The sequence below is a fragment of the Pseudomonas sp. microsymbiont 2 genome (assembly GCF_054788395.1).
On sequence record NZ_CM139112.1, the window covers coordinates 3,459,700 to 3,484,839 of the forward strand.

23 protein-coding genes are annotated in these 25,140 nt (G+C 64.7%); 12 read left to right on the forward strand and 11 right to left on the reverse strand.

Annotated elements, in window-relative coordinates; genetic code table 11:
* Positions 1-53 precede the first annotated feature (53 nt).
* From ureC to ACYUME_RS15465, 4 genes are read right to left on the reverse strand one after another with little or no spacing between them, the layout of a single operon-like run.
* On the reverse strand, positions 54-1,757 hold the full coding sequence (ureC, locus tag ACYUME_RS15450) for an urease subunit alpha (RefSeq protein WP_460415585.1): 1,704 nt from the start codon (positions 1,755-1,757) through the stop codon (positions 54-56).
* Positions 1,754-2,071 carry an urease subunit beta gene (locus tag ACYUME_RS15455; RefSeq protein ID WP_279883747.1) on the reverse strand — a complete coding sequence of 106 codons (318 nt, stop codon included), beginning with the start codon at positions 2,069-2,071 and terminating at the stop codon, positions 1,754-1,756. Before ACYUME_RS15455 ends, ureC begins: the two co-directional genes overlap by 4 nt.
* 10 nt (positions 2,072-2,081) lie before the next feature.
* Entirely contained in the window at positions 2,082-2,384 is a 303-nt protein-coding gene (locus ACYUME_RS15460) for an urease subunit gamma (protein WP_110738219.1), read from the reverse strand.
* 10 nt (positions 2,385-2,394) lie between these two features.
* Positions 2,395-3,228, reverse strand: coding sequence for an urease accessory protein UreD (locus ACYUME_RS15465; protein ID WP_460415586.1), 834 nt, complete (start codon positions 3,226-3,228; stop codon positions 2,395-2,397).
* 134 nt (positions 3,229-3,362) lie between these two features.
* On the opposite strand from ACYUME_RS15465, the gene ACYUME_RS15470 reads away from it, so the two are divergent.
* The 8 genes from ACYUME_RS15470 to ACYUME_RS15505 all read left to right on the forward strand — a co-directional run bounded on the left by ACYUME_RS15470 (position 3,363) and on the right by ACYUME_RS15505 (position 10,168).
* Complete coding sequence (locus tag ACYUME_RS15470; protein ID WP_279883745.1) at positions 3,363-3,575, forward strand: hypothetical protein; 213 nt, start codon at positions 3,363-3,365, stop codon at positions 3,573-3,575.
* Positions 3,572-3,925 carry a hypothetical protein gene (locus tag ACYUME_RS15475; RefSeq protein WP_279883749.1) on the forward strand — a complete coding sequence of 118 codons (354 nt, stop codon included), beginning with the start codon at positions 3,572-3,574 and terminating at the stop codon, positions 3,923-3,925. Before ACYUME_RS15470 ends, ACYUME_RS15475 begins: the two co-directional genes overlap by 4 nt.
* Positions 3,926-4,258: 333 nt before the next feature.
* Positions 4,259-5,839 carry an ATP-binding cassette domain-containing protein gene (locus ACYUME_RS15480; protein WP_460415587.1) on the forward strand — a complete coding sequence of 527 codons (1,581 nt, stop codon included), beginning with the start codon at positions 4,259-4,261 and terminating at the stop codon, positions 5,837-5,839.
* A 137-nt stretch (positions 5,840-5,976) separates the two neighbouring features.
* Complete coding sequence (locus ACYUME_RS15485) at positions 5,977-6,459, forward strand: hypothetical protein (protein WP_460415588.1); 483 nt, start codon at positions 5,977-5,979, stop codon at positions 6,457-6,459.
* Positions 6,456-6,692, forward strand: a complete 237-nt coding sequence (locus tag ACYUME_RS15490; protein ID WP_279880892.1) for a hypothetical protein — start codon at positions 6,456-6,458, stop codon at positions 6,690-6,692. Before ACYUME_RS15485 ends, ACYUME_RS15490 begins: the two co-directional genes overlap by 4 nt.
* Positions 6,693-6,827: 135 nt before the next feature.
* Entirely contained in the window at positions 6,828-7,847 is a 1,020-nt protein-coding gene (locus tag ACYUME_RS15495; RefSeq protein ID WP_279880895.1) for a branched-chain amino acid aminotransferase, read from the forward strand.
* A 274-nt stretch (positions 7,848-8,121) separates the two neighbouring features.
* Entirely contained in the window at positions 8,122-8,802 is a 681-nt protein-coding gene (locus ACYUME_RS15500; protein WP_050706019.1) for a response regulator transcription factor, read from the forward strand.
* Complete coding sequence (locus ACYUME_RS15505; RefSeq protein ID WP_460415589.1) at positions 8,780-10,168, forward strand: sensor histidine kinase; 1,389 nt, start codon at positions 8,780-8,782, stop codon at positions 10,166-10,168. Before ACYUME_RS15500 ends, ACYUME_RS15505 begins: the two co-directional genes overlap by 23 nt.
* Before the next feature lie 120 nt (positions 10,169-10,288).
* Here the strand turns inward: ACYUME_RS15505 and cysS are convergent, their stop codons facing one another.
* Together cysS and ACYUME_RS15515 are read right to left on the reverse strand one after the other, a co-directional pair.
* Positions 10,289-11,671 carry a cysteine--tRNA ligase gene (cysS, locus tag ACYUME_RS15510; RefSeq protein ID WP_279880901.1) on the reverse strand — a complete coding sequence of 461 codons (1,383 nt, stop codon included), beginning with the start codon at positions 11,669-11,671 and terminating at the stop codon, positions 10,289-10,291.
* A gap of 9 nt (positions 11,672-11,680) precedes the next feature.
* Complete coding sequence (locus tag ACYUME_RS15515; RefSeq protein WP_460415590.1) at positions 11,681-13,384, reverse strand: glutamine--tRNA ligase/YqeY domain fusion protein; 1,704 nt, start codon at positions 13,382-13,384, stop codon at positions 11,681-11,683.
* A gap of 259 nt (positions 13,385-13,643) precedes the next feature.
* On the opposite strand from ACYUME_RS15515, the gene ACYUME_RS15520 reads away from it, so the two are divergent.
* Entirely contained in the window at positions 13,644-14,144 is a 501-nt protein-coding gene (locus ACYUME_RS15520; RefSeq protein WP_279880906.1) for a peptidylprolyl isomerase, read from the forward strand.
* The gene (locus tag ACYUME_RS15525; protein ID WP_279880909.1) at positions 14,141-14,863 is read left to right on the forward strand and encodes a UDP-2,3-diacylglucosamine diphosphatase; all 723 of its coding nucleotides are present in this window, start codon (positions 14,141-14,143) and stop codon (positions 14,861-14,863) included. The genes ACYUME_RS15520 and ACYUME_RS15525 overlap by 4 nt, the downstream gene beginning before the upstream one ends.
* 45 nt (positions 14,864-14,908) lie before the next feature.
* On the opposite strand, the gene pvdQ is transcribed toward ACYUME_RS15525, so the two are convergent.
* Positions 14,909-17,224 (reverse strand): bifunctional acylase PvdQ, encoded by a 2,316-nt coding sequence (pvdQ, locus tag ACYUME_RS15530; protein ID WP_460415592.1) that lies wholly within the window; start codon positions 17,222-17,224, stop codon positions 14,909-14,911.
* Positions 17,225-17,423: 199 nt separating this feature from the next.
* Between pvdQ and ACYUME_RS15535 the strand changes: the two genes are divergently transcribed.
* Positions 17,424-17,786 carry a fe2+ zn2+ uptake regulation protein gene (locus ACYUME_RS15535; protein ID WP_279880914.1) on the forward strand — a complete coding sequence of 121 codons (363 nt, stop codon included), beginning with the start codon at positions 17,424-17,426 and terminating at the stop codon, positions 17,784-17,786.
* Between the two features lie 36 nt (positions 17,787-17,822).
* On the opposite strand, the gene ACYUME_RS15540 is transcribed toward ACYUME_RS15535, so the two are convergent.
* Entirely contained in the window at positions 17,823-18,011 is a 189-nt protein-coding gene (locus ACYUME_RS15540; protein ID WP_279880915.1) for a hypothetical protein, read from the reverse strand.
* Positions 18,012-18,462: 451 nt separating this feature from the next.
* On the opposite strand from ACYUME_RS15540, the gene ACYUME_RS15545 reads away from it, so the two are divergent.
* Positions 18,463-18,843 (forward strand): Mor transcription activator family protein, encoded by a 381-nt coding sequence (locus ACYUME_RS15545; protein WP_279880916.1) that lies wholly within the window; start codon positions 18,463-18,465, stop codon positions 18,841-18,843.
* Between the two features lie 102 nt (positions 18,844-18,945).
* On the opposite strand, the gene ACYUME_RS15550 is transcribed toward ACYUME_RS15545, so the two are convergent.
* The 3 genes from ACYUME_RS15550 to ACYUME_RS15560 are packed head-to-tail and all read right to left on the reverse strand — an operon-like array spanning position 18,946 to position 25,063.
* Entirely contained in the window at positions 18,946-22,617 is a 3,672-nt protein-coding gene (locus tag ACYUME_RS15550) for a translocation/assembly module TamB domain-containing protein (RefSeq protein WP_460415594.1), read from the reverse strand.
* Positions 22,617-24,359 (reverse strand): autotransporter assembly complex protein TamA, encoded by a 1,743-nt coding sequence (locus ACYUME_RS15555; protein WP_460415596.1) that lies wholly within the window; start codon positions 24,357-24,359, stop codon positions 22,617-22,619. Before ACYUME_RS15555 ends, ACYUME_RS15550 begins: the two co-directional genes overlap by 1 nt.
* Positions 24,360-24,412: 53 nt before the next feature.
* Entirely contained in the window at positions 24,413-25,063 is a 651-nt protein-coding gene (locus ACYUME_RS15560; protein ID WP_460415597.1) for a GNAT family N-acetyltransferase, read from the reverse strand.
* Positions 25,064-25,140: the final 77 nt, after the last annotated feature.

Genomic DNA, 25,140 nt, shown 5'->3' on the forward strand with positions numbered 1-25,140 from the left:
CGGGCATCGCGGGACAAGCCCGCTCCCACGAGGTACTCCTCGTACCTGTTCATTCAGAACAGGAAATAGCGCTGCGCCAGCGGCAGCTCGTGGGCCGGCTCACACACCAGCAGCTCGCCGTCGGCGCGCACCTGGTAGGTCTGCGCATCGACCTCGATCAGCGGTTGCAGGGTGTTGTGGACCATATCGGCCTTGCGCACCCGCCGGCAGCCATGGGCCACGCCGATCAGGCTCTGCAGCTTCAGCTCATCGGGCAGGCCACGGTCCAGGGCGGCCTGGGGCAGGAAGGTCATGCGCGTGGCATGCCGCGCCGCGCCCAGGGCGCCGAACATGGGCCGGTAATGCACCGGCTGCGGCGTGGGAATCGAGCCGTTGATGTCCCCCATCGGCGCGGTGGCAATCATCCCCCCCTTGAGCACCAGCGCGGGCTTTACCGCGAAGAACGCCGGCGCCCAGAGCACCAGGTCGGCCAACTTGCCCACTTCCACCGAGCCGACCTCGTGGGCGATGCCATGGGTCAGCGCCGGGTTGATCGTGTACTTGGCGATGTAGCGCTTGACCCGGAAGTTGTCGCAGTAGTCGCCATCCGGGGCCAGCGGACCTCGACGCAGCTTCATCTGATGCGCCACCTGCCAGGTGCGCAGCACCACTTCGCCAACCCGGCCCATGGCCTGGGAGTCGGACGAGGTCATGGAAAAAGCGCCCATGTCGTGGAGGATGTCCTCGGCGGCGATGGTCTCGCGGCGGATGCGTGACTCGGCGAAAGCCACGTCCTCGGCGATGCTCGGGTCCAGGTGATGGCAGACCATGAGCATGTCCAGGTGCTCGTCGACGGTGTTGACCGTGTAGGGCAGCGTCGGGTTGGTCGAGGACGGCAGCACGTTGGCCTGGCCCGCGGCGCGGATGATGTCCGGCGCATGGCCGCCACCGGCGCCTTCGGTATGGAAGGTATGAATGGTGCGCTCGCCGATGGCGGCCAGGGTGTCCTCGATGCAGCCCGACTCGTTGAGGGTGTCGGTGTGGATCGCCACCTGGATGTCCATCTCCTCGGCCACCCCCAGGCAGCAGTCGATGGCGGCGGGCGTCGAGCCCCAGTCTTCGTGCAGCTTGAGGCCCACGGCGCCAGCGGCGATCTGCTCGCGCAGGGCCTCGGGCCGCGAGGCATTGCCCTTGCCCAGCAGGCCGATGTTGATCGGCAGGCAGTCGGCGGCCTGGAGCATGCGCGCCAGGTACCAGGGGCCGGGGGTGCAGGTGGTGGCGTTGGTGCCGGTGGCCGGCCCGGTGCCGCCGCCGATGAAGGTGGTCACGCCGCTGGTCAGCGCCTCTTCCACCTGCTGCGGGCAGATGAAGTGGATATGCGAATCGATGCCGCCGGCGGTGACGATCTTGCCTTCGGCGGCGATGACCTCGGTGCCCGGCCCTACCGGCACCGTGACACCGGGCTGCACATCGGGGTTGCCGGCTTTGCCGATGGCGGCGATACGCCCGTGCTTGATACCGATATCGGCCTTGACGATGCCCCAATGGTCGATGATCAGCGCATTGGTCAGCACCAGGTCCATGGCCTCGGCTGCGAGCATCTGGCCCTGGCCCATGCCGTCGCGGATCACCTTGCCGCCGCCGAACTTGACCTCCTCGCCGTAGATCGTGAAGTCCTTTTCCACTGCCACCCACAGCGCGGTATCGGCCAGGCGCACGCGATCGCCGACGGTGGGACCGAACATGTCGGCGTAGGCCTGCCGGGAAATGCGGCTCATGCCCTGCCCTCCAGCATGCCCATCACCTTGCCCTGGAAACCGTACACCTCGCGCTTGCCGGCGTAGGCCACCAACTGCACGGTACGCGCCTGCCCCGGCTCGAAGCGCACCGCCGTGCCTGCCGGAATGTCCAGGCGAAAACCACGAGTCGGCTCGCGCTCGAACACCAGGGCGTCGTTGACTTCGTAGAAGTGGTAGTGCGAGCCCACCTGTACCGGGCGGTCGCCGTGGTTGGCCACGCTGACGCTGAGCGTCGCGCGACCGACATTGAGCTCGATGTCGCCGCTGGCGACCTGGACTTCTCCGGGAATCATGCCGGCTTCCTCAAACAATGGGTTCATGCACGGTCACCAGCTTGGTGCCGTCGGGGAAGGTCGCCTCGACCTGGACGTCGTGCAGCATCTCCGGCACCCCCGTCATCACCTGCTCGCGCACCAGCACCTCGCGGCCCAGGCTCATCAGCTCGGCCACCGTGCGACCATCGCGGGCGCCTTCGAGCACCGCGGCACTGATCAGCGCCACCGCTTCCGGGTAGTTGAGTTTCAAGCCACGGGCCAGGCGCCGCTCGGCCAGCAAGGCGGCGGTGAACAGCAGCAGTTTGTCTTTCTCTCGCGGGGTCAGCTCCATGGCGGCTCTCTCAGGTGGCCCAGATGCGCGGCGGGCACGGCGCCAGGCCGAGCACGGCCGGGCGCAGCAGGTGCCAGAGGCGCTGCAGGTTGCGTTGCAGGTGTTGGTTGTCGTGGTCGAGCAGACGGATCACCAGCAGTGATCCGAGCAAGGTGGCGCCGGCCGGGGTCTTCAGTTGGTCGAGCAGTTCGCGCACCTGCTCAAGCACCGTGGTGTTAGCGGGGGCAGCGCAGAAGGTCGCCAGTAGCGGGTGGTCGCCGACCTTGGCCAGTTGCCCACCGTCGATACGCAGGCGCTCGTGCAGGCCGGGGTCGTCGGGCAGTTCGATGCGCAGGCGGCTGTCCAGCGCGCCCTGCTCGAAACGCTCGCCCATCACCGGGCGGCCCAGGCACAGGGTTTCCCAGGCCAGCAGGCGAGCGCCGGGCTCAAGGGTGAAACGGCTGTCGAGGCTGGCGCGGGCACCATTGAAGAAGATGCTGTCCTGAGGCAACCACTCCAGCACGCTGTCGGCGGCCAGGTGAAAGTGCTGGGCCAGGTACGCGGTGGGGCCAATGCTGCGATAGAACTTGCTCGCTCCCGGCATGGTCAGCAAGGCGTGGCTGCCGGGGTCGAGGTGGATGTCCAGTTCCAGACGGTCGCCGGCGACGATCCCGCCCGGCGGGTGCAGGACATAGACGTGGCACGGCGCGCCCTCTGGATAGAACGGTCGTTGCACCAAAAGAGGTCCGGCGTGACGACGCGCACCAAGGCGGGTCACGCCCTCGCGCTGGACGAAGCGCAACTGCAGATGCGCGCTCCAACCCGCGTCTGCCTGTGGTGAGTCGATCTGCTGCGCCGTTGACATCCTGTAGCCTCTGAAATTCGTGGCCTGAAGGCCACTGTCCAGTGGTCGAGGTCGACTGCCCGCGGGCACTCCGATCTGACCACCCGATCAATGTTCGCTGGCTGGATATAGCAGGTAGCGGGCCAACTACGCAGATGAACGCAGATGAAACTTGCAACCCTGTGGTCATGGTCTTTGCCTTGATCCAGAGCGGTTGCGCCTTGACGCGCAATTTAAGTGCCTGGCGCGATGGACAACTGCGCTACAGTGACCGCCCTGCACTTTTTCGAGCCAAGGACACCACCATGCAATTCGCCTGCGCCATTGCGCTTCTGAAAACGCTGTCGGTTGAAAGGGCCAAGGGCTGATGGCCAGTGGCAAGCGTGTCCTGGCACGTCTGGAGCGGGAGATGGTCGCCTGCCTGACCGAGGCCTGCGCCACCGCCCAGGGCGAGATCGTCGGTTTCGCCTGGCTCACCCACCAGGTGGACCTCGACGACTTTCCCGCCAGCCTGCGCATCACCTGGGTGTTCACCGACGACACCGACAAGGCCCGGGCACTGGCCGGCGCGGACAAGGCGCGGATGATCGCGCTGACGGCCCTGGCGCTGAGTGACGCGGGGGTCGAGCTGGACCATGTCGCCTGGCATGTGCGCTTCGACAGCGAGGAGGCATGCTGGCGTGATCATGGCGGGGATTGGAACCGACGGTTGCGCTGAGCCTTTCAAGGCCTGCGCGGTCCTGTAGGAGCGGCCTTGTGTCGCGAAAGGGCTGCGCAGCAGCCCCTAGGTCTCAGCGCCAAAGCAGATATTGCCGGGGGCCGCTTTGCGGCCCTTTCGCGACACAAGGCCGCTCCTACAGGGGATTGCGCATGTGCTGACGACGCGCATAGGCGAAAACGTTGCCTTCCAACGCGTTGCTGGACTAGTCTTGCACCCACTCCACACCATGAGGTATTCGTCCAATGCGCCATTGATGCCGCCGTCAGCCTGACGGCCAGTCTTCAGACTCCGGCTCACGCCGGGGATGTAGCGGCATGAGTGGAGTTGTGCATGACGAACTCGTCGATCCTGACGCTGGACAGCGTTACCCTGGTCCTCCCCGATGGCAGGCCGCTTTTCACCGACCTCAACGAATCCTTCGACCTGCGCCACACCGGCCTGGTCGGACGCAACGGCGTGGGCAAGAGCTTGCTCGGGCAACTGCTGGCCGGCCTGCGCGAGCCCAGCCAGGGCTGCTGCCTGCGCCATGGTCGAGTGCATCATCTCGACCAGCAGGTGCTCGCCAACAGCGCCACTCTCGCTGACCTGGCCCAGATCGGTGGCACCCTGCGCGCCCTCGAACGGATCGAGCGTGGCAGCATCGACCCGGCAGACTTCGATGCGGTTGGTGAACGCTGGGACATCCGTTCGCGATTGCAGGCCCAGTTGCAACGCCATGGCCTGGGTCATCTCGACCCGCACTGCCCGGCCGATCGCCTGAGCGGCGGCCAGGCCATGCGCGTCGCCCTGCTCGGCGCCTGGCTGAGCGAGGCCGACTACCTGATCCTCGACGAGCCAAGCAACCACCTGGACAGCAGTGCCAGGGCCATGCTGCTGGACATGCTCCAGGGCTGGGACAAGGGCTTGCTGGTGATCAGTCACGACCGGGCACTGCTCGGGCACATGGCACGCATCGTCGAACTATCGCCCCTTGGCTTGCGCGCCTATGGCGGCGATTTCGCCTTCTACCGGCAGCAGAGCACCGCGCAGGCCGAACTGGCCGCGCAGGAACTGTTGCGCCTCAAGCAGCAGCGTCAACGCCAGGCCCAGGCATTGCAACGTCAGCGCGAGAACCTCGAGCGTCACCAGGCCAGCGCCCGGCGCCAGGCCAGGCAGGCGAACCAGGCGCAGATTCTGCTCGACCGCCAGCAACAGCGCAGCCAGGCCACCGCCGGGCGCCAGCGCCGCGAGCAGCAAGACGCCAAGGTGGCGCTGGACGAACAGGTGCGGCAGGCGGCGCGCCAGGTCGGGCGCGAGGTACCGATCATGCTGCACGCCCCCATGCCGCAACGATATGCAGGGCGCGAGGTGCTCGCCCTGGAGGGCTTGTGCCTGCCACGGGGCACGACGGATGCGCTGGACCTGCGCCTGTGCCTGGGCCAGCGGCTGGGGGTGGTGGGCGACAACGGCAGCGGCAAGTCCACCCTGCTGCGGGTGCTAGCCGGTGAACTGGCGCCGCGCGCGGGCAGCCTGCGGCTGACCGGCGAAGTGGCTCTGCTCGACCAGCACGGCAGCCGCCTGCAACCGCGACAGAGCGCCCTGGAACACCTGCGCGCCGCCAACCCTCGCCTGCAGCGCGACGAACTGCATCGTCGGCTGGCGCAGTTGGGCATCGATGCGGCACGCATCGCACTACCCGGTGCCCTGCTCAGTGGTGGCGAGCGGCTCAAGGTCGCGTTGGCTGCCGTGCTGTACCGGGAACAGCCATTGGACCTGCTGCTGCTCGACGAGCCGAACAACCACCTCGATCTGCCGTCGCTCGAAGCGCTGGAGCAGTTGTTGCACCAGTTCACGGGGGCGCTGCTGGTGGTCTCGCATGACCACGTTTTTCTGGAAAGCCTGATCCTGAAGGACTATCTGCGTTTAGGCTGAGTACAGCAAAGGCATGTCTGACTAACATCCGACAACCTTCAGAATCCTCCTACTCATCATTCAGAGGTCGGGATCTTTAGCAACATCCCCCTGCACGGCAATGTTCCTAGCCAAGGTAAATTCCAAGGAAGGTGGATGTGCAGTTCGATAACGTCAGCCAGATCATTACCACACATGGACTAGTATTCGACCTCTATGCACTGACAGTGCACCCCGCAGACCGACCACACCTGTGCAAGCTGTACTTTCCATCGGCTCGTCAGGCCAGCTACCAGATCAGCGATGCCGCGATCCGGATCTACGATCGAATGCAAGCAGGCGACCGACCATGTGCGCTGCGAATCATGGTGTCCCGACCTCTCTCCAGAGCACAAGGCGATGCACTGAATGAGCAACGAGAAAACGTCGGAACACTGATCGCTACAGCGGTAGCCCTCCCTGTGGGCTTTGCCGCAACAATCACAGGTGCTGTTCTAGGTATGGGCATCGCGCCCCTGGTAACAAGCCGAATACCCACCTATCACGCGGGTGACCGAGTGGTGGCCCTGGAGGCCACGGTAAAAGGCGGTATTGGCCCCCAACGCTCATCACAGGCGTTCATTATCAAGGGACAGCCATGAATGAGCTGGCTGCGATCTGCGCCCTCACCCTCCTTGCCTTCGTCGTCGATCGCCTCCTGCGTCACCCGAGCCTGCGCATGTGGACTGGCATTGCCCTGCTCTGCGCCGGACTGTTGAGTTTCTGGCAGTTGCCTCACGGTGACTTTCTGGGCGTTCAATCCTCGATGTGGATCGTTTTCATGAACTGCCTGGGTACTGGCTTGTTCGCCCAGCGCAACCGTTATCGAACTTGAGGGGCCACTGAGCCCGACCGCTCGCCCGGCGGATTGTGTGACTGGCCGTTTCCGATCCGCCCTGGATGTATTAAGGTGGCGGGGTGCGCATACAAAAGCAGCCCGCCGTGTTCGGGCCAGAGCAATGAGGGTGTCATGAGTAACGAAAGCATTAACTGGGACAAGCTGGGTTTCGACTACATCAAGACCGACAAACGTTACCTGTCCGTATGGCGTAACGGCGAGTGGGACAAGGGCACCCTGACCGAAGACAACGTGCTGCACATCAGTGAAGGCTCCACCGCCCTGCACTATGGCCAGCAGTGCTTCGAAGGCCTGAAGGCCTATCGCTGCAAGGACGGTTCGATCAACCTGTTCCGCCCCGACCAGAACGCCGCCCGCATGCAACGCAGCTGCGACCGCCTGCTGATGCCACGGGTCTCGACCGAACAGTTCATCGAAGCCTGCAAGCAGGTGGTCAAGGCCAACGAGAAGTTCGTTCCACCGCACGGCAAGGGCGCGCTGTACCTGCGTCCGTTCGTGATCGGCACCGGTGACAACATCGGCGTGCGCACCGCCCCCGAGTTCATCTTCTCGGTCTTCGCCATCCCGGTCGGCTCCTACTTCAAAGGCGGCATGACCCCGCACAAGTTCCTGATCTCCGACTACGACCGCGCAGCCCCCCAAGGCACCGGCGCAGCCAAGGTCGGCGGCAACTACGCGGCCAGCCTGCAACCTGGCTACGAGGCCAAGAAAGCCGGCTTCGCCGACTGCATCTACCTCGATCCGCTGACCCACAAGAAGATCGAGGAAGTCGGCTCGGCCAACTTCTTCGGCATCACCGCCAACAACGAATTCGTCACGCCGAAGTCGATCTCGGTATTGCCGGGCATCACCCGCCTGTCGCTGATGGAACTGGCCGCATCGCGCCTGGGCCTGAAAGTGATCGAAGGCGACGTGGAAATCGACAAGCTCGACCGTTTCGTCGAAGCCGGCGCCTGCGGCACCGCCGCTGTGATCACGCCGATCGGCGGTATCCAGTACAACGGCAAGCTGCACGTGTTCCACAGCGAAACCGAAGTCGGCCCGGTCACCCAGAAGCTCTACGCCGAATTGACCGGCATCCAGAGCGGTGACGTCGAAGCCCCGGCGGGTTGGATCGTCAAGGTCGCCTGAGGCCTCAACAGAGCATGCCAGCGATGGCATTGTGGGAGCGGGCTTGCCCCGCGATGGCGCCCAGCCGCTATGGCTGGGTTGCCTGAGAGAATGCCATCGCGGGGCAAGCCCGCTCCCACGACACCTTATCCCGCCAAGCCCCCTCGCTAGCCCCTATCAAGCCCGCGCGTGCAGACCATGCCGGGTTCCCCTGCCGCCAGATGAATTTTTCTTAAATCGCCGGTTGTCTATTCTTTGGCACAATCAGGTCTCCACTCGCCGCCCAGGAACCAGCATGCCTCGCGTACTGACCATCGAAGACGACGCCGTCACCGCCCAGGAAATCGTCGCCGAACTGTCCAGCCACGGCCTGGAAGTCGACTGGGCCGACAATGGCCGTGAAGGCCTGGCCAAGGCCATCGCCGGCGGCTATGACCTGATCACCCTCGACCGCATGCTACCCGAGGTCGATGGCCTGACCATCGTCACCACCCTGCGCAACCTGAAGATCACCACGCCAATCCTGATGATCAGCGCCCTGTCGGACGTCGACGAGCGCGTGCGCGGCCTGCGCGCCGGCGGCGACGACTACCTGACCAAGCCGTTCGCCTCCGACGAGATGGCCGCCCGGGTCGAGGTGCTGCTGCGCCGCAACAGCGTGCCGATGACCCAGACCCGCCTGCAGGTCGCCGACCTCGAGCTGGACCTGATCAGCCACGAGGCGCGCCGCGGCGAACAGGCGCTGAACCTGCTGCCCACCGAGTACAAGCTGCTTGAGTACCTGATGCGTCACTCTGGCCAGGTGATCACCCGGATGATGATCTTCGAGGAAGTCTGGGGCTACCACTTCGACCCGGGCACCAACCTGATCGACGTGCACATCGGCCGTCTGCGCAAGAAGATCGACTCGCCCGGGCAGAACCCGCTGATCCGTACCGTGCGGGGCTCCGGCTATGCCATTGCCGAACCCGTCTAAGGGCTGGAGCTCCTCCACCAGCCGCCTGCTGGCGCTGTACAGCTTCCTGTTCGTGGCCTGGAGCAGCATCCTCATGGGGGTGCTGTACTTCGAGGTCACCAGCTACCTGAACAAGCTCACCCGTCATTCCATGCTGCAACGCCAGCACCTGTTCGCCCATATGAGCGGCAAGCAGCTGGACGACGCACTGATCGCAAGCCAGGCCTTCGAGGAGCGCAGCTTCGACGCCTACGGCCTGTTCGACCCCCAGCTCAACCCCCTCGGCGGGCGAATCCGCGCGATCCCGCCAGAGCTGGGCCTGGACGGCAAAGTGCATGAACTCAAGCGCTGCCTGGACGCCGACGATCCACACCTGCCCCGCGACAGCTGCGATGCCGTGGCGATCAAGGTCCAGGACGGTCGCTGGCTGGTGCTGGTGCGCGACAACGGCTCACTGTTCGTGGTTACCCGGATCATTCTCGACGCGCTGCTCTGGGGCATCTCCCTGACCCTGATTCCGGGCTTCGCTGGCTGGTACCTGCTGCGTCGCCGGCCACTCAAGCGCATCCGGGCGATCCAGGCCCAGGCTGAGCTGATCGTCGCCGGGGACCTCACCCACCGCCTGCCAGTGTCGGTGCGTCGCGATGAGCTGGACATGCTGGCGGCCATCGTCAACGCGATGCTCGACCGCATCGAACGGCTGATGCATGAGGTCAAGGGTGTCTGCGACAACATCGCTCATGACCTGCGCACCCCATTGACCCGCCTGCGCGCCCAGCTCTACCGCATTCGCCAGCAGAGCGGCGCCGACTCAGCTGAAGGCGAGGCACTGGATCAGGCGATCGGCGAAACCGACACGCTGATGGCGCGCTTCCGTGGCCTGCTGCGCATCAGCGAGCTGGAAGACCGCCAACGCCGGGCCGGCTTCGTCCAGCTCGACCCACAAGGCTTGCTGGTGGAGCTGCACGACTTCTACCTGCCACTGGCCGAGGATGGCGGCATCCGTCTGCAGCTGGAGCAGCCCGCGCAACTGGCGGCCCTGCATGGCGATCGGGAATTGCTGTTCGAAGCCCTGGCCAACCTGGTAGGCAATGCGATCAAGTTCACCCCGCAAGGCGGCCAGGTGCGCATGGTCGCCAGCGAAGACGATCAAGGCGTGCATATCGCAGTCGAGGACAGCGGGCCGGGGATTCCGGCGGATGAGCGCGAGACGGTGTTGAAACGCTTCTACCGCAGCGAGGAAGGCCATCGCCACCCGGGGTTCGGGCTGGGGCTGTCGATCGTCGCGGCGATCGTCGACCTGCATGGCTTTGGGCTTGAGGTGGGGGCCAGCGAGTTGGGTGGGGCGAGGTTGGTGCTGCATTGCCCATTGACTGGGGTTCAATAAAGAGCGGGGCCGCTTTGCGACCCTTTCGCGACACAAGGCCGCTCCTACAGGGGACCACGCAACCCTGTAGGAGCGGCCTTGTCTCGCGAAAGGGCTGCGCAGCAGCCCCAGTGGCGCCGATCAGTCAGCCAGGCGCCAGGTAGTGGTGCCCTTGCTGTCTTCCAGTACCACGCCCATGGCGGTCAGCTGGTCGCGGATGCGGTCGGACTCGGCCCAGTTCTTGTCGGTGCGCGCCTGCAGACGCGCCTGGATCAGCGCCTCCACTTCGGCGGCATCGACCTTGCCCTCGGCACCGGCGCGCAGGAAGTCATCGGCTTCGAGCTGCAGCACACCCAGCACATCCCCCAGCTCGCGCAGGCGACCCGCCAGGCCGGCGGCGGCCTCGGGGTCGCTGTCGCGCAGGCGGTTGATCTCGCGCACCAGGTCGAACAGCACGGCGCAGGCTTCGGGGGTGCCGAAGTCGTCGTTCATCGCCACGGTGAAACGCTCGACGAACGCCTCGCCACCCTTGGCCGCGACCCGCGGCAGGCCGCGCAACGCGTGGTAGAACCGCTCCAGGGCGCCCTTGGCATCGCGCAGGCTGTCTTCGGAGTAGTTGATGGCGCTGCGGTAGTGGCTGGCCACCAACAGGTAGCGCACCACTTCCGGGTGGTACTTGTCGAGCACGTCGCGGATGGTGAAGAAGTTGTTCAACGACTTGGACATCTTCTCGCCATTGATGCGAATCATGCCGCAGTGCATCCAGGCATTGGCGTACGGCTTGCCAGTGGCCGCCTCGCTCTGGGCGATCTCGTTCTCGTGGTGCGGGAACTCCAGGTCACTGCCACCGCCGTGGATGTCGAAGCTTTCGCCCAGGCAGCAGGTGGACATCACCGAGCATTCGATGTGCCAGCCCGGACGACCCGGCCCCCACGGCGATTCCCAGCTCGGCTCGCCGGGCTTGACGCCCTTCCACAGGACGAAGTCCAGCGGGTCCTGCTTGGCCTCGTCGACCTCGATGCGGGCGCCGATACGCAGGTCTTCGATCTTCTTGCGCGACAGCTTGCCGTAGCCGACGAACTTGCCGACCCGGTAGTACACGTCGCCGTTGCCCGGCGCGTAAGCATAGCCCTTGTCGATCAGGGTCTGGATCATCGCGTGCATGCCGGGGATGTGGTCGGTGGCTCGCGGCTCCAGGTCCGGCGGCAGGATGCTCAGGCGGCGCTCGTCCTCGTGCATCGCGTCGATCATGCGCGCGGTCAGCGCGTCGAACGACTCGCCGTTCTCATTGGCCCGGTTGATGATCTTGTCGTCGATGTCGGTGATGTTGCGCACGTAGGTCAGCTCATAGCCGCTCTTGCGCAGCCAGCGGGTGACCAGGTCGAAGGCCACCATGCTGCGGCCGTGGCCCAGGTGGCAGTAGTCGTACACGGTCATGCCGCACACGTACATGCGCACCTTGTTGCCGTCCAGCGGTTTGAAAACTTCCTTGGTCTTGCTCAGCGTGTTGTAAATGGTAAGCACGAAGGTTCCTCAGCTGCCCCACGAATCGCGCAGGGTCACGGTCCGGTTGAATACCGGGCGACCCGGCTGGGAGTCTTTCAGGTCGGCGCAGAAGTAGCCTTCACGCTCGAACTGGAAGCGGTCTTCTGGCTGGGCCTGGCCCAGGGAAGGTTCCGCGCGACAACCGCTGAGCACCTGCAGCGAATCGGGGTTGATGTTGTCGAGGAAGCTGCCGCCGTCTTCGGTCTTTTCCGGGTTGGCGGAGCGGAACAGACGATCATACAGGCGCACGTCGCACTCGATGCTGCCCTCGGCCGGCACCCAGTGGATCACGCCCTTGACCTTGCGACCTTCGGGGTTCTTGCCCAGGGTGTCCGGGTCGTACGAGCAGCGCAGTTCGACGATGTTGCCGCCTTCGTCCTTGATCGCCTCGTCGGCACGGATCACGTAGCTGCCGCGCAGGCGCACTTCACCGGCCGGCTCCAGGCGTTTGTAGCCCTTGGGCGGCTCCTCCATGAAGTCGTCGCGATCGATGTACAGCTCGCGAGCGAACGGCAGCACGCGCACGCCCATGTCTTCCTTCGGGTGGCGCGGCAGTTCGAGCTGCTCGACCTGGCCCTCGGGATAGTTGGTGATGACCACCTTCAGCGGGCGCAGCACGCACATGGCGCGTGGCGCGGTGCGGTCGAGGTCGTCACGGATGCTGAACTCGAGCATCGACATGTCGACCACGCCGTCGGAACGGTTGGTACCGATCATCTCGCAGAAGTTGCGGATCGACGCGGGCGTGTAACCACGACGGCGGTAGCCGGACAGGGTCGACATGCGCGGATCGTCCCAGGCCTCGACGTGGCCTTCGTCCACCAGTTGCTTGAGCTTGCGCTTGGAAGTGATGGTGTAGTTCAGGTTCAGACGGCTGAACTCGTACTGGCGCGGGTGCGCCGGCACCGGCAGCTTGTCGAGGAACCATTCGTACAGCGGGCGGTGGCTCTCGAACTCCAGGGTGCAGATCGAGTGGGTGATGCCCTCGATGGCGTCCGACTGGCCGTGGGTGAAGTCATAGTTGGGGTAGATGCACCACTTGTCGCCGGTCTGGTGATGATGGGCATGGCGAATGCGGTACATGATCGGATCGCGCAGGTTCATGTTCGGCGAAGCCATGTCGATCTTGGCCCGCAGCACACGCTCGCCGTCCTTGAACTCGCCGGCCTTCATGCGCGCGAACAGGTCGAGGTTCTCTTCGACGCTGCGCTCGCGGAACGGGCTGTTCTTGCCAGCCTCGGTCAGGCTGCCGCGGTATTCCTTGGCCTGCTCGGGAGTCAGGTCGCATACATAGGCATTGCCCGACTTGATCAGGTCCACGGCCCAATCGTGCAGCTGTTCGAAGTAGTCCGAGGCATAGCGCACCTCCCCTGCCCACTCGAAGCCCAGCCACTTGACGTCACGCTGGATGGAGTCGATGTACTCCTGGTCTTCCTTGGCCGGATTGGTGTCGTCGAAGCGCAGATGGCAGACACCGCCGAACTCCTTGGCCAGGCCGAAGTTGACGCAGATCGACTTGGCGTGGCCGATGTGCAGGTAGCCGTTTGGCTCCGGCGGGAAGCGGGTGACGATGCTCTGGTGCTTGCCCGAGTCCAGGTCGGCCTGGACGATCGGCCGCAGGAAGTTCGCAGGGACGGCGGGGGCGCCTTTGGCAGCGGCGTTGGGCGCGTTGTCGGCAGTGGGCTTGCTCATAGTGTCCTTGAATGCAGGTAGCCGGCCCGGGTAGGCCGATTGAATCAAAGCGCCTATCATAGCCGAAGCAGTCAAGCTGCTGACAGCCGAAGTGCCCACAAAAGTGCCGTCAAAGTGGCACGTTTTGTCGGCGCGAGGCGGCGCGATCCGGCACAATGGCAAGCAAGTGGCTTGTGTCGCGGTTGTCCGATCCTGCGTCAGGTAAGCCGAGCGCCCTGCGCACCCTATTCCCGAATGCCTTGAAAGAGCGAATTTCAGCATGTCCAAAGTCAAACTGAGCACCAACCACGGCGACATCGTCCTGCAGCTGGACGCCGAAAAAGCCCCGCTGACCACCGAGAACTTCGTTCAGTACGTCAAAGATGGCCACTACGACGGCACCGTGTTCCACCGCGTGATCAAGGGTTTCATGATCCAGGGCGGCGGCTTCGAGCCGGGCATGAGCCAGAAGAAAACCCGCGCCAGCATCCAGAACGAAGCCGACAACGGCCTGAAGAACACCAAGTACACCATCGCCATGGCTCGCACCATGGAGCCGCACTCGGCCTCCGCGCAGTTCTTCATCAACGCTACCGACAACGATTTCCTCAACCACAGCGGCAAGAACGTGCAGGGCTGGGGCTACGCGGTATTCGGTGAAGTGACCGAAGGCAAGGAAATCGTCGACGCCATCGAGAAAGTCGCCACCGGTTCCAAGGCCGGCCATCAGGACGTGCCGAAAGACGACGTGATCATCGAGAAAGCCGAGATCATTGAGTGATCCTGCTGATCTCAGATCTGCACCTGCAAGAAGAACGCCCGGACATTACCCGGGCGTTTCTTGATCTGCTCGACGGCCGCGCTCGGCACGCCAAGGCCCTGTACATCCTCGGCGACTTCTTCGAGGCTTGGATCGGCGACGACGCCATGACCGCATTTCAGCAGTCGATCTGCCAGGCCTTGCGCCGGCTGGCCGACAGCGGTACGGCGATCTATCTGATGCACGGCAACCGCGACTTCCTCATCGGCCAGGCATTCTGCCAGGCCGCTGGCTGCACCCTGCTCGACGACCCCTGCGTGGTCGAGCTGGGCGGCGAGCCGGTATTGCTGATGCACGGTGACACCCTGTGCACCCGCGATATCGGCTATATGAAACTGCGCCGCTACCTGCGCAACCCGCTGAGCCTGTGGATCCTGCGGCACTTGCCGCTGTCGACACGGCAGAAGCTGGCGCGCAAGCTGCGCAGCGAGAGCAAATCGCAGACGCGCATGAAGAACACCGAGATCGTCGACGTCACCCCGGACGAAGTGCCGAAGGTGATGGCCGCGCACGGCGTGCGTACCCTGGTGCATGGCCATACCCATCGCCCGGCGATCCACAAGCTGGTGGTCGACGGCCAGCCGGCACGACGTATCGTGCTGGGCGACTGGGATCGACGTGGCTGGGCGCTGCAGGTGGATGAACAGGGCTTCCAGCTGGCCCCGTTCGATTTCGCCTGAACGATCCCGCCCCTACGGTTGCCGTGGGAGCGGGGTTGCCCTGCCCTATTTCCGGGCGCTTGCCACCTGTGCCTTGTCCCGCTCGCTGATCACATACTGCCGATACTGCGGATCAGCCTTGATCTGCGCCTCGGTAAACGGAATCGGCGCCAGTCGCTTGGCCGCGAACGCGCGCGTCTGATCCCCGGCATGGACCGATGCGGCCTCGCTCGACAGCGAAAATGCCAGCAGCCCCTGGGCCTCGGGCCCGTGCTCGGTGAAGCTGACCACCTGCAGATAGCTCGAGCCGCTGACCACCAGGCGCTTGCCCGGTCCGACGGGTATGCTCAGCATCGCATTGTAGACCCCCAGCGCCTGCGGGCCACCCGGCACGGGCGTGCCGTCGGCGGCCTGCTGAATCTGCCCCCAGCGCTGCTCAGCGCTCACCCCGGATTGCTGGACCGCCTCCGCCGACGCCAACGCGGCGTCGCGCAACAGCTTGCCGACCGCGGCCTGCTCCACCGCCAGGCCACGGGGCGTATGCAGCGGATCGGCGGCATCGAATGGCACACGCCAGCTTTCGGGGTGCTGCAGCAGGACTTCAGCGATGTTTTCGAAGTGCACCAGGCCGATACCACTGTCCAGGTCGGCCTTGCCGTTCCACGCCGACAGGCTGTCGCACACGCCCTTCACATCCGCCGCCGCGGTCTTGCACCACTGCAGCAGGTCGGGCAGCACCAGCGTCGCCAGGTACACTTCATCGCCGAACACCATCTGCTGCAACTCGGCGACGCCAAGCTTGCCGTTACCCTGCAGCCGCTGCAGGGCGAAGCGGCTGCGCATGCCCAGTGGCTGGTCGGCACGGCTGACCAGCGGCGAGAAACCGGTCAATGGCTGCGCCGGGTTGGCCATCCACGCCGAATCGTTGGCGTGCTGGACGTAATCGCGACGCTCGAGATGCGGCAGCAGGTGCGCCGGGAAAATCCCAGGCTGCGCCGCCTGAGCATCGACCTTCCATTGGCAGGCACTGCGTGAGCCATCGAGCACGACCAGCGGACCTGCCCCCTGCGGATTGCTGCACTGGTCGAGCAAGGCCTGGTCGACATAGGGCACCACCGACTGGTTCAAGTACAGCGCCTGGCCGGCGCTGTCCACGGCCAGGGTATTGACCCACGGGATACCCTGAAGCTGTTCTACCGAGCCCTTCAGCGCATCGAGGCTGTCGGCGCGGTTGATTCGGTACCACTGCTGCAGCACCCGCGTGTTCTCGAGGTTGGCGTCACGCAGGCTGTAGGCTGCGTGCCTGTCCCAGTCCAGTTGCCCGGGCAGCTGCACCACGGGCCCGAACTTGGAAACATAGATCGTTCGCTCCACTTGGCTCAGCGTGCCGTTATCGCCCTTGACCGCCACGCTGAGAGTCTGCCGATCAAGTGGCAGTGACTGACCATCGAGCAGATAGCGGGTCGAGTCCTTGGGGTCGAGTTGCAACCGGTACAGCGTGAAATGCTTCGAAGTATCGACGGTGTGGGTCCAGGCCAGGTGCTGGTTGAAACCGATGTTGATCACTGGCAGCCCCGGCAATGCAGCCCCCATCACATCCAGCTGGCCAGGAATGGTCAGTTGCATCTGGTAGAACCGCAGCCCGCCGACCCAGGGAAAGTGAGGGTTGGCCAGCAACAGACCACGGCCATTGGCCGAACGCTCCGCGCCCACGGCGACCGCGTTGCTGCCACGCTCGGCGGAAAAGCGCGCCTGACGCGCCAACGCCACGCTGTAGTCGACCACTGGCCGTCTCGCCGCCAGCTCGGGCGGCGTCGCCGCCACCACCGCCTCGGCGAACTGGCCGGCGCCACCCTCGGCCAGCAAGCGGCGGGTCAGCTTGACCAGGTCGCGACTGGTGATCGGGCGCACCCAGTCGCCCTTCCCGCACTCTGCCGGCAACCCCTGAGCCCTGCGCTCGCCCAACGCACGGTTATAGCCACTGGCATAACCCTCCAGCAGATCACGCACCGCCACCGGCTGGGCCTGCAGGAAATCGTCGACGGGTGCCGGGCGGTTGAGCCAGGCAAAGAACAGATCGCTGGACAGGTTGTCACGCTGCTCTACGGTCTTGCCCTCGCCGCCGAAGTAACGGGAGCGCTCGCCATTGACCGTCAGCACCTCCCCGGCCAGCAGGCAGAGGTTGTCCTGGGCATAGGCGTAGCCGATACCGTAGCCCAGGCCGCGCTCATCCTTGGCCAGGATATGCGGCACACCGAAGCTGGTGCGACGAATCTGCGCGGCGGCATCGCCCGCCACCTCCCGCGCCTGGGCGGCCAGGCTCGAGACAACCAGGGCAGCGGCAAGGCCAACGCGAAACAGGGGACGCGAAAGATGGGTCACAGGCACTCCTCGTGCAAATCGGGTCATCCCGAAAGGACGAGTGGCCGGATGAAAATTTTACGCCTCGGAGCCGGCTGTAACGTTTTCAACAGAACGTGTCAGATTTTTTTCAGCGCGGACTGCAGTTTTACCGATCTCATTCGTCTTATGTAGTGAGGCACCCATGATTTCGGGACAGTCCACGAAAAGGAGCATTCACATGTACAACCCGCAACATGCCCTGCCGGCCGGGCCAAGTGCCGGCCAGAACCAAGGCGGACCGGTGGAACGCCTGGGCAACGAACAGATCCGCGAGCTGTTGCGCACTTACGGGCTACGCACCAGCCTGATCCGCCTGAAGGTCATCGACGCGTTGCATACCGCCGACCGCAATGGCCGCAGCATCGGCGTGCGCGGCGTGCACGCGCAACTCGAACAGCTGGACATCCCGCTGTCGTTCCTGAGCGTGCGCGAAGTACTCAAGCGCTTGTGCAGCGAAGGCGTCATCAGCCTCGGCCAGGACAAGTGCTACAGCCTCAACCCTCAAGCCCGCGCCGTGCTCGAACAACCTGCCGCACGCTGAGCGTATGGCCGGCATGGATACGCCGGCCCGCCGCAGTCAAGGCTTGACCTTGCGCCGCAGGATCCCGTTGATCACCACCACGACCACCGCGATGGCAATCGCGATGTACTGGAACGTCTGCTCGCTGATCGTCCCCTGCTTCTGCAGATAACTTAAGCCGAGCATGACCCCCAGCACTACCAGGATGATCAGGATCGAGTATTTCAGGCGCTGCACATGTGTCATCGGAGATTCCTTGCGACATCGGGGACATGAGGCTCCGACGGAGCCAGCGACATGATACCTCGCTCCCTTTTCCTACGCTGAAATTCTCAACAGAGTACGGCGCTTAACGCCACCTTCGCTACCTGCTCCACACCCTTGCTGCTAACCGGAGAGTTCCGGGCGGTACTTCGCCGTTCCTGCACAGGGTTACCACCCCAAAATGCCATCATGGAAAACCTTCTCTAGATGGTTTGGGGCTTGCAGCTCAAGGGTGAAGGAATTTCCTACGCAGAATTGGGTGGCTGCCCGCGACCGACAAGGTGCAAAGGCTACAAACCCCGGTCCGATTCGCGCCTAGCGACCTGCTTTGATGCTGTTCGAGAATCCAGCCAAGCCACCTCGCTGGTGGCACGCGACGCCCGGCTTCACGGGCCAGGCGTCAGGCACCCGACATAGTCAAAGGAAGTTCCGTATGGACATGCCAGACCTGAGCAACATCGAAACCACCCAACTGCCCCACTCGCTGCAATCGCTGATCGAATGCATCGGCCTTGAAAACGCCTATCGACTGACCTGCGCCTTCGGCGGCCGCCCAAAATACATTCCCAAGCACCGTGATCGCACCAAACTCGCCGATGTGCTGCCACCAGAGGCGCTCGACGCGTTGATCCAGCGCTACGCTGGCCTGGCCCTCGAGATCCCCAAGCCCGACCACTTTCAGCGCCAGTTGCGCAATCAGCAAATTCAGAAAGAGAGCGCCAACGGCCTGTCCCGCAGCCTGCTTGCGGACAAGTACGGGCTGAGCCTGCGACAGATCGGCAATATCCGTCGCCAGGACTGCCACGCGCGCTGAAAGGACTCGCCACACGCCGGCGCGACAGGTCAGGCAAAAGGTAGTTGGATCGGGAGCATCCGCAACCGGCCTGCACAGGCCGGTGCGGATCAAGGCAAACGCTTAGAAGTCGCGTTTGTAGAAGATGTCCAGTGAACTGGCGAGGCCGCTGGCGGCCTCGAGATAGACCTTCTTGCTCAGTTTGTAGCGCAAGGCGATGGTGTTGGCCGGCTCGAATACCCCAACGCCATAGCGCAGGCTCAAGCGCTCGGTCAGGTTGCCGCTGGCCACCACGCTGGTGGTGTTCCCCGAGCCTTGGGTATCGAGCTGGAAGTCATCGATGCCCAGGTTCGACGCCAGACTTCCGGTCAGGCCTGAACTGCCCATCAGTCCGAGCCCCAGGGCAGCTTCTGCCAACATGTTGCTGTCTTCTCCCGAACCACCCAGCGGCCTGCCCAGCACCAGATACGAGAGCGCTTGTTCCTGGCTCATCGCCGGCTCGGAGAACACCTTGGTGGTCGGCTGCTCTGCGCTACCGCTCAGACGAATGCCTGCGATCACATCATCAACCTGACGAATCGCCTCGATATCCAGGTACGGCTGATCGATCGGCCCGGCGAACAGCAGCCGCGCGCGACGAATGGTCAGGCGCTGGCCATAGGCCCGGTAACGTCCGTCGGCCAGGCTCAGTTCGCCTCGGGTATCGAGGTTGTCGCCGATATGGACATGCCCCAGCAGGTTGGCGGTCAGGCCGAAGCCGCTGAACGACAGCTTGTCGCTGCCGACATCGACATCGATGTCCATGGCCACTGCCATGGGCGTCTTGCCCTCCTCGGTCTGGTGGCCGACGATCACCGTGTCGTCCGAGACCTTCACCGTAGAGGGCGGCAGCTCGCGAACCGTGATCTTGCCTTTGGGGACGCGCACCTTGCCGGTGACCGCCAGCTTGTCGTCGACCAGGCGAATGGTCAGGTCAGGCGCCACCTCCAGAGCCGCATAGGGTTCCACGCTCACCGGCAACCGCTGGCCTTGCAGGCGTACGTCCAGCCCCAAGGCCTGCCCCCAGGTCAACTGACCCGAGAGCTGCCCTCGTCCGGCGTCACCGCTGCGCCAATCACCGTTGAGCTGGACATGCTCGCCGGCGATCAGGGCCTGCAGCGACAGGTCTTCCAGGCTGACCGGCAGCTCGGCACCGCTGACTTGCCCGCCGCTCAAGGCCACACTGCCATTGACCTGCGGAGCCAGCAGGCTGCCGGACAGGCGACCACTGCCGTTGAGCTGCCCCGCCAGGCGCTCGACCATCGGCAGGAATGGCCTGATGATCGAAAGGTCCAGACCCGCCAGGCGGAAATCGCCGGACAATGGCTTGTTTTGGCCCAGGGGATCGAGACGGGTGCTCAGATCGAGCTCGCCCAAGCGCTCGCCACGGAAGTTCAGGCGCGTATCGACCCGTCGCGGAGCCAGGGTGCTGTCCAGGCGCAGCACCTGATAGGGAAAGTCGATCCAGCGCTCCTTGTCACGCACGCGCAAGGTCCCGCCGCTGGCGTCGACAAGGATGTTGCCCTTGGGCCCGGAAGCTGGAATGTCGAGGTTGATGTCGGCATTGAGCCGCCCCTGCCAGGCAAAGTCCTTGGGCAGCCACTGCGCCAGGCTGTCCAGCGGAAATTGCTTGAGGTGGTAGCGCAGGCGAGGCTCTGGCGCCAGGCGCTGGTCGTCGCCACACAGGCTCGCCTGGCCGGAACGCCAGCAGTGCGCGGCAAAGTCCAGTTGACCACTGGCCAGGCGTTGCAGCCGCGCGGGCGCTTGCAACTGCCAGTCCTGGCCGCCGGCCTGGATACGCCCGCTGGCCAGGCGCCCGCGCCAGTCACCTTTGCTCAAGGCGCCGTCCAGGGCCAGGTCCAGTTTGAGCTGAGGGCCATCGAGGGCCAGTGTCGCCGCCTGCTGGCGGATATCGCCCTTGCCCTGCAGTTCGAGGTTGCCCAGCGCCGTGTCGCCCAGGCGAATGCCGCCCGCCTTGAGCAGCAGTTGCCCACGCTGGGCACTGTCCAGCCGCGCCTCCAGATCCAGGCGCTGTATCCGGTTCTCAGCCTGGGCGAGTTGCTGGCCCTGCAGGGTCAGGGTGCCTTGTGGCGCCGCCAGGGTGCCTGCGAGGTCAAGCCGGCCCTTGACCAGGCCCTGCAGCCGCGGCCACAGCTGACCCAGGCGCGGCAGGTCGAGGTCGATCCGCCCGGCCAGGCGCTGCTGCAGGCTGGCACTGCCATTGATACGGTTGGCCCCCAGTTGCACCGCGAGGCTGCCCAAGGTCCAGTTTTCACCTGCACCATCAGCGTCGACCTGGAGCATCGCCGGCTGCCCGCGCAGGCGCCCTTTCAGATCGAGCTTGGCCTTGAGCTTGAGCATCTCGTTCTTCAGCTCGCCCTGGCTGCGCAGCGATCCAGCGAGTGTGCCCGGCAGCTCCGCCAGCCAATAGGCCGGGTCGAGCGCCGACAGTTGCAGGTCGACATCCCAGGCCAGGGTGTCGGCAAAGCGCAGCGCGACACTGCCAGCCGCCTTGCCTTGCCCCGCAGTCAAGGCAAGCTGTGGCAAGCGTGCCTGGCTCAGGTCGCCCTCGAACGGGCTGGCCAGGGTGAAGGCCCCCGCCGGGCCGTCCAGATCGCCCTTGAAATCGCCTTTATAGCTGCCGTCGCGGTACTGCACCTGAGCATTGAAACGCTTGAGCGTCACCTGGGGCGCCTGCTCCAGGGGGTAGAGGCGCAGCCAGGGGAAATCCAGCCAATCGACACTGGCGTCGGCGCTCAAGCCCTGCTGCCAGTTCGCACTGGCTTGCAGCTTCACCCGCTGACTGTCACTGGCATTGAGGTCCAGCGCCGCTAGCTGAGCGCCTTTGGCGTCGACCTTGCCGACCAGCGCCAGGCCGATCGGCCCCTGCTCGGCGGGCAGCGTGGCGCCACCGGTGAGCTGGTAGCCCTTGAGCAGATCACCCTGGGCATCGAGACGCAGCTGATTGAGTTGCAATGTGTCAGGCAGGCTGGCGGCCGGCTTGAACGCGTCGGCGCGAATGCTCAACCGGGCTGGCAGGTGCTCGGCCAATGCCTGCAGCTCGCCATCGAGCCGCGCCTCCAGATAACCACTGCTTGTGGCATCGAGCACAAGGGTCTTCTGCAGTTCGCCCTTGGCGTTCAGAGCCAGTTGCCAGGCCTTGCCTTCGACCTCTGGCAATTGCAACGTGCCTTGCAGCGTCACGGGCCAGTCGCCCTCAGGCTGCAGATCGCCGGCCAGGTCAAGGCGCAGGTCATCGCGCTGCAGTTTCAGGGAGTCCACGCGCAGGCCTTTCGACGTCCAGTGTGCCGCGAGCTGAAGATCGCCCAGCAGGTCGCTGCCATCCAGGCGCAGCTGCCCGACCTTGAGCTCACCCAGCTCGATGGCCAGAGGCAGGCGCAAGCCCGGCAGCCGCAGCGGACCGCTGTCGGGCTGGGGCTCGCCGGGCGCGAATGCCATGTCGATGCGTTCGGCCTGCAGCCGCTCGATGCACAAGGTGGCACGCAACAGGCAGGCTGGCGACCAGGCCAGCTGTGGCGACTGCAGCTCGACCCGGTTGCCACCGTCGACCCAACGCAGCTGATCGGCTTGCCAGCGGCCGCCCAACCGCCCCTTGAAATCGCTGATCTCCAGCCCCGGCACGCGCTCCAGCAACCATCGGCTGCCGGCCTGGGTGCCCAGCACCAGTCCCAGCGCCAGGACCAACAACGCCAGCAGGCCAAGCACCGCGAGCAGGACAATTCTGAACCTACGCATCACAGCTCGGGCCCCATGGAAAAGTGCAGACGAAAACCACCGTCGTCATCGAGTGCGCGGGCCAGGTCCAGGCGCAGCGGCCCGACCGGAGAAACCCAGCGCACGCCGATACCGACGCCAGTCTTGAGGCTGGGCAACTCCAGCGAGTTGAACGAGTTGCCCTGGTCGATGAAGGTGGCCAGGCGCCACTTCTCGGCGATCGAGTACTGATACTCGGCGCTGCCAGCCACCAGATAGCGACCACCGATACGGTCGCCCTGGCTGTTCTTCGGCGACAGCGACTGGTAGTCGTAGCCTCGCACGCTCTGGTCGCCACCGGCGAAGAAGCGCAACGACGGCGGGACGTTCTGCTGGTAACCGTTGGTGGCGCTGCCGCCGAACTGCACACGCCCGAGCAGGCGATGGTTCTGCCCCAGCGTGGTCAGCCCCTTGAGCAGCACGTTGCCATGCACCAGGTTGGTGTCCGAGCCCAGGCCCTCCTTGGCCGCCTGCAGGTCGAACTGCAGGCGATAGCCGTTGTGTGGGTCGATGCGGTTGTCACTGCGCAGGTAGGAGAAGCTGACACCCGGCATCAGCAGGTTGCTCAGGCCTGAATCGTCGCCCAGGCGATACTCTTCACGCTGGTACTTGAGCGAAATCACCCGCTGCCAACCGCTGGGCAGCTTGCTGTGCCACTCGGGCCCGACGGTGAGCAGCTTGCTCACGGTATCCGTGCCGGAGATGTCTTCGTTCTGGTAGCCGCCGGCGAAGCGCAGCTTGTCGGTCAGCGGCGGGTCCAGCGGAATGTCGTACCACAGGCCAACGTTCTGGCGTGGCGCCGACAGCTCGGTTTCCCAACCGTAGCTGTGGCCTTGCGGGTTGACCCAGTGGCGAGTCCAGTTGGCTTTGCCGCGCGGCCCGACGTCGGTCGAGAAGCCCAGCCCCAGGCCCATGGTGCGCGGCTTGCGGGTATCGAGGTGGACGTCCACCGGAATGTCCTGGCCTACCGCGGTGGTAGGCGCCGCGTCCACGCGCACGCCTTCGAAATAGCCGCTGGACTGCAGGTCGTTGTTGAGTTCGGCGATCAGTTCCGAATCGTAGGGGGTGCCAGGCTTGAACGAGACCATGCGCTGCAGCAGATCGTCATCCAGCGGAGTATCGCCGCCGAAGGTGACCGCGCCCAGCCGGTAGCGCGGCCCACTCTGATAGATGAGTTCGATATCGGCCACACCGGCCTGGGGGTCGACCGCCAGGCGCTGGCGCTCGAAGCGCCCGCTGAAAAAACCATAGCGTGAAGCCTGGTTCTGGATCAGCCGCTTGGCGTCCTCGTAGCTGCCATGATTGAGCTGCTCGCCGGGGCGCAGTGTCTTGCTGTCGGGAATGCGGAACGTCTTGAGCTCACTGGCCGGCCCGTCGATACGCACGGTGACGTTGCGCAAGTGCACCGGCTCGCCAGGCTCGACCCGGATGATCAGTTGCGGGGGCTTGTCTTTCTCGCTCGGCGGTTTGACTTCGGTGTCGATCCGCGCCTGATAGTAGCCCAGAGCCTGGGCCGCCTTGCGTGCCTGCTCCTCGGCGCCGCGACTGAAGCGCAGCAGCGCCTCTTCGTCACGGTCCCCCAGACTGCCGATATAGCCTTCTATATTGGACTTGAGCGCCTTGTTGGCGGGTTTGACCCGCACCAGCAATTCGCTCTGCGCCCATGCCATGGAGCTGGCGGCCAATAGAAACAGGCCCCAGCCAAGTCTTCCTGAATACGTCATGCCGCGCATGCTACCAGAGCGCAAGGGTCAACGGAGCCGCTGGTAAATGCCTGTCACAGGATTGACGCCCTGGACGATACAGGGGCGGGATGAAAGAACACTCGCTCCCGGATCGGTCCTACTGCAATTTCGCCGATCTCCTGATACCCCTGTCGCTCATAGAATGCCAGGTAGTGCGCATTGCCCGTATCGAGCACCACGCCCTCGGTGGCCGGATCATCGGCGCACCAGTCATGCACCGCTTGTAGCAGTTGCTCGCCATGATGACGCCCCTGGAACTGCGGGTGCACCCCCAGCAACGGCAGGACATGCACCGGCTCGGGCGGCAGGCAACCGGCCAACGCAGCCTGGTAGTCCAGATAGCGGCGAGTACAGCGCAGGCCGGTCCCCAGCATCATGCGCAGGCGCCAGGCCCAGCTGTCGGTCACGCCCAGGCGCCGCTGCGGTGGCACGATCAAGGCGAGCCCGACCAGGCGATCCTCCAGCAGCAGGCCGATAGCCGGCAGTTGCAGGTAGAAATGCTGACGCACCCATTCGCGCACCATCACCCGCAGGCGCCGCTCATAGCCTGGGCGCTGGGCCTCGAACAACCAGGCGAAGGTGGGTTCGTGACGGTAGGCGTGATAAAGCAGCGATCGCGCTTCACGGGCGTAGCCTTCATCAAGCACGCAGATTCTGGCTTGGGTGGCAGTGGCATCGGGCATCGCGGGCGAACCTCCTGGAAAATGCTGACAGTGCCTTGGAGGCGCCCCACTGCGCTTCGTTCACCTCCTCCAGCACG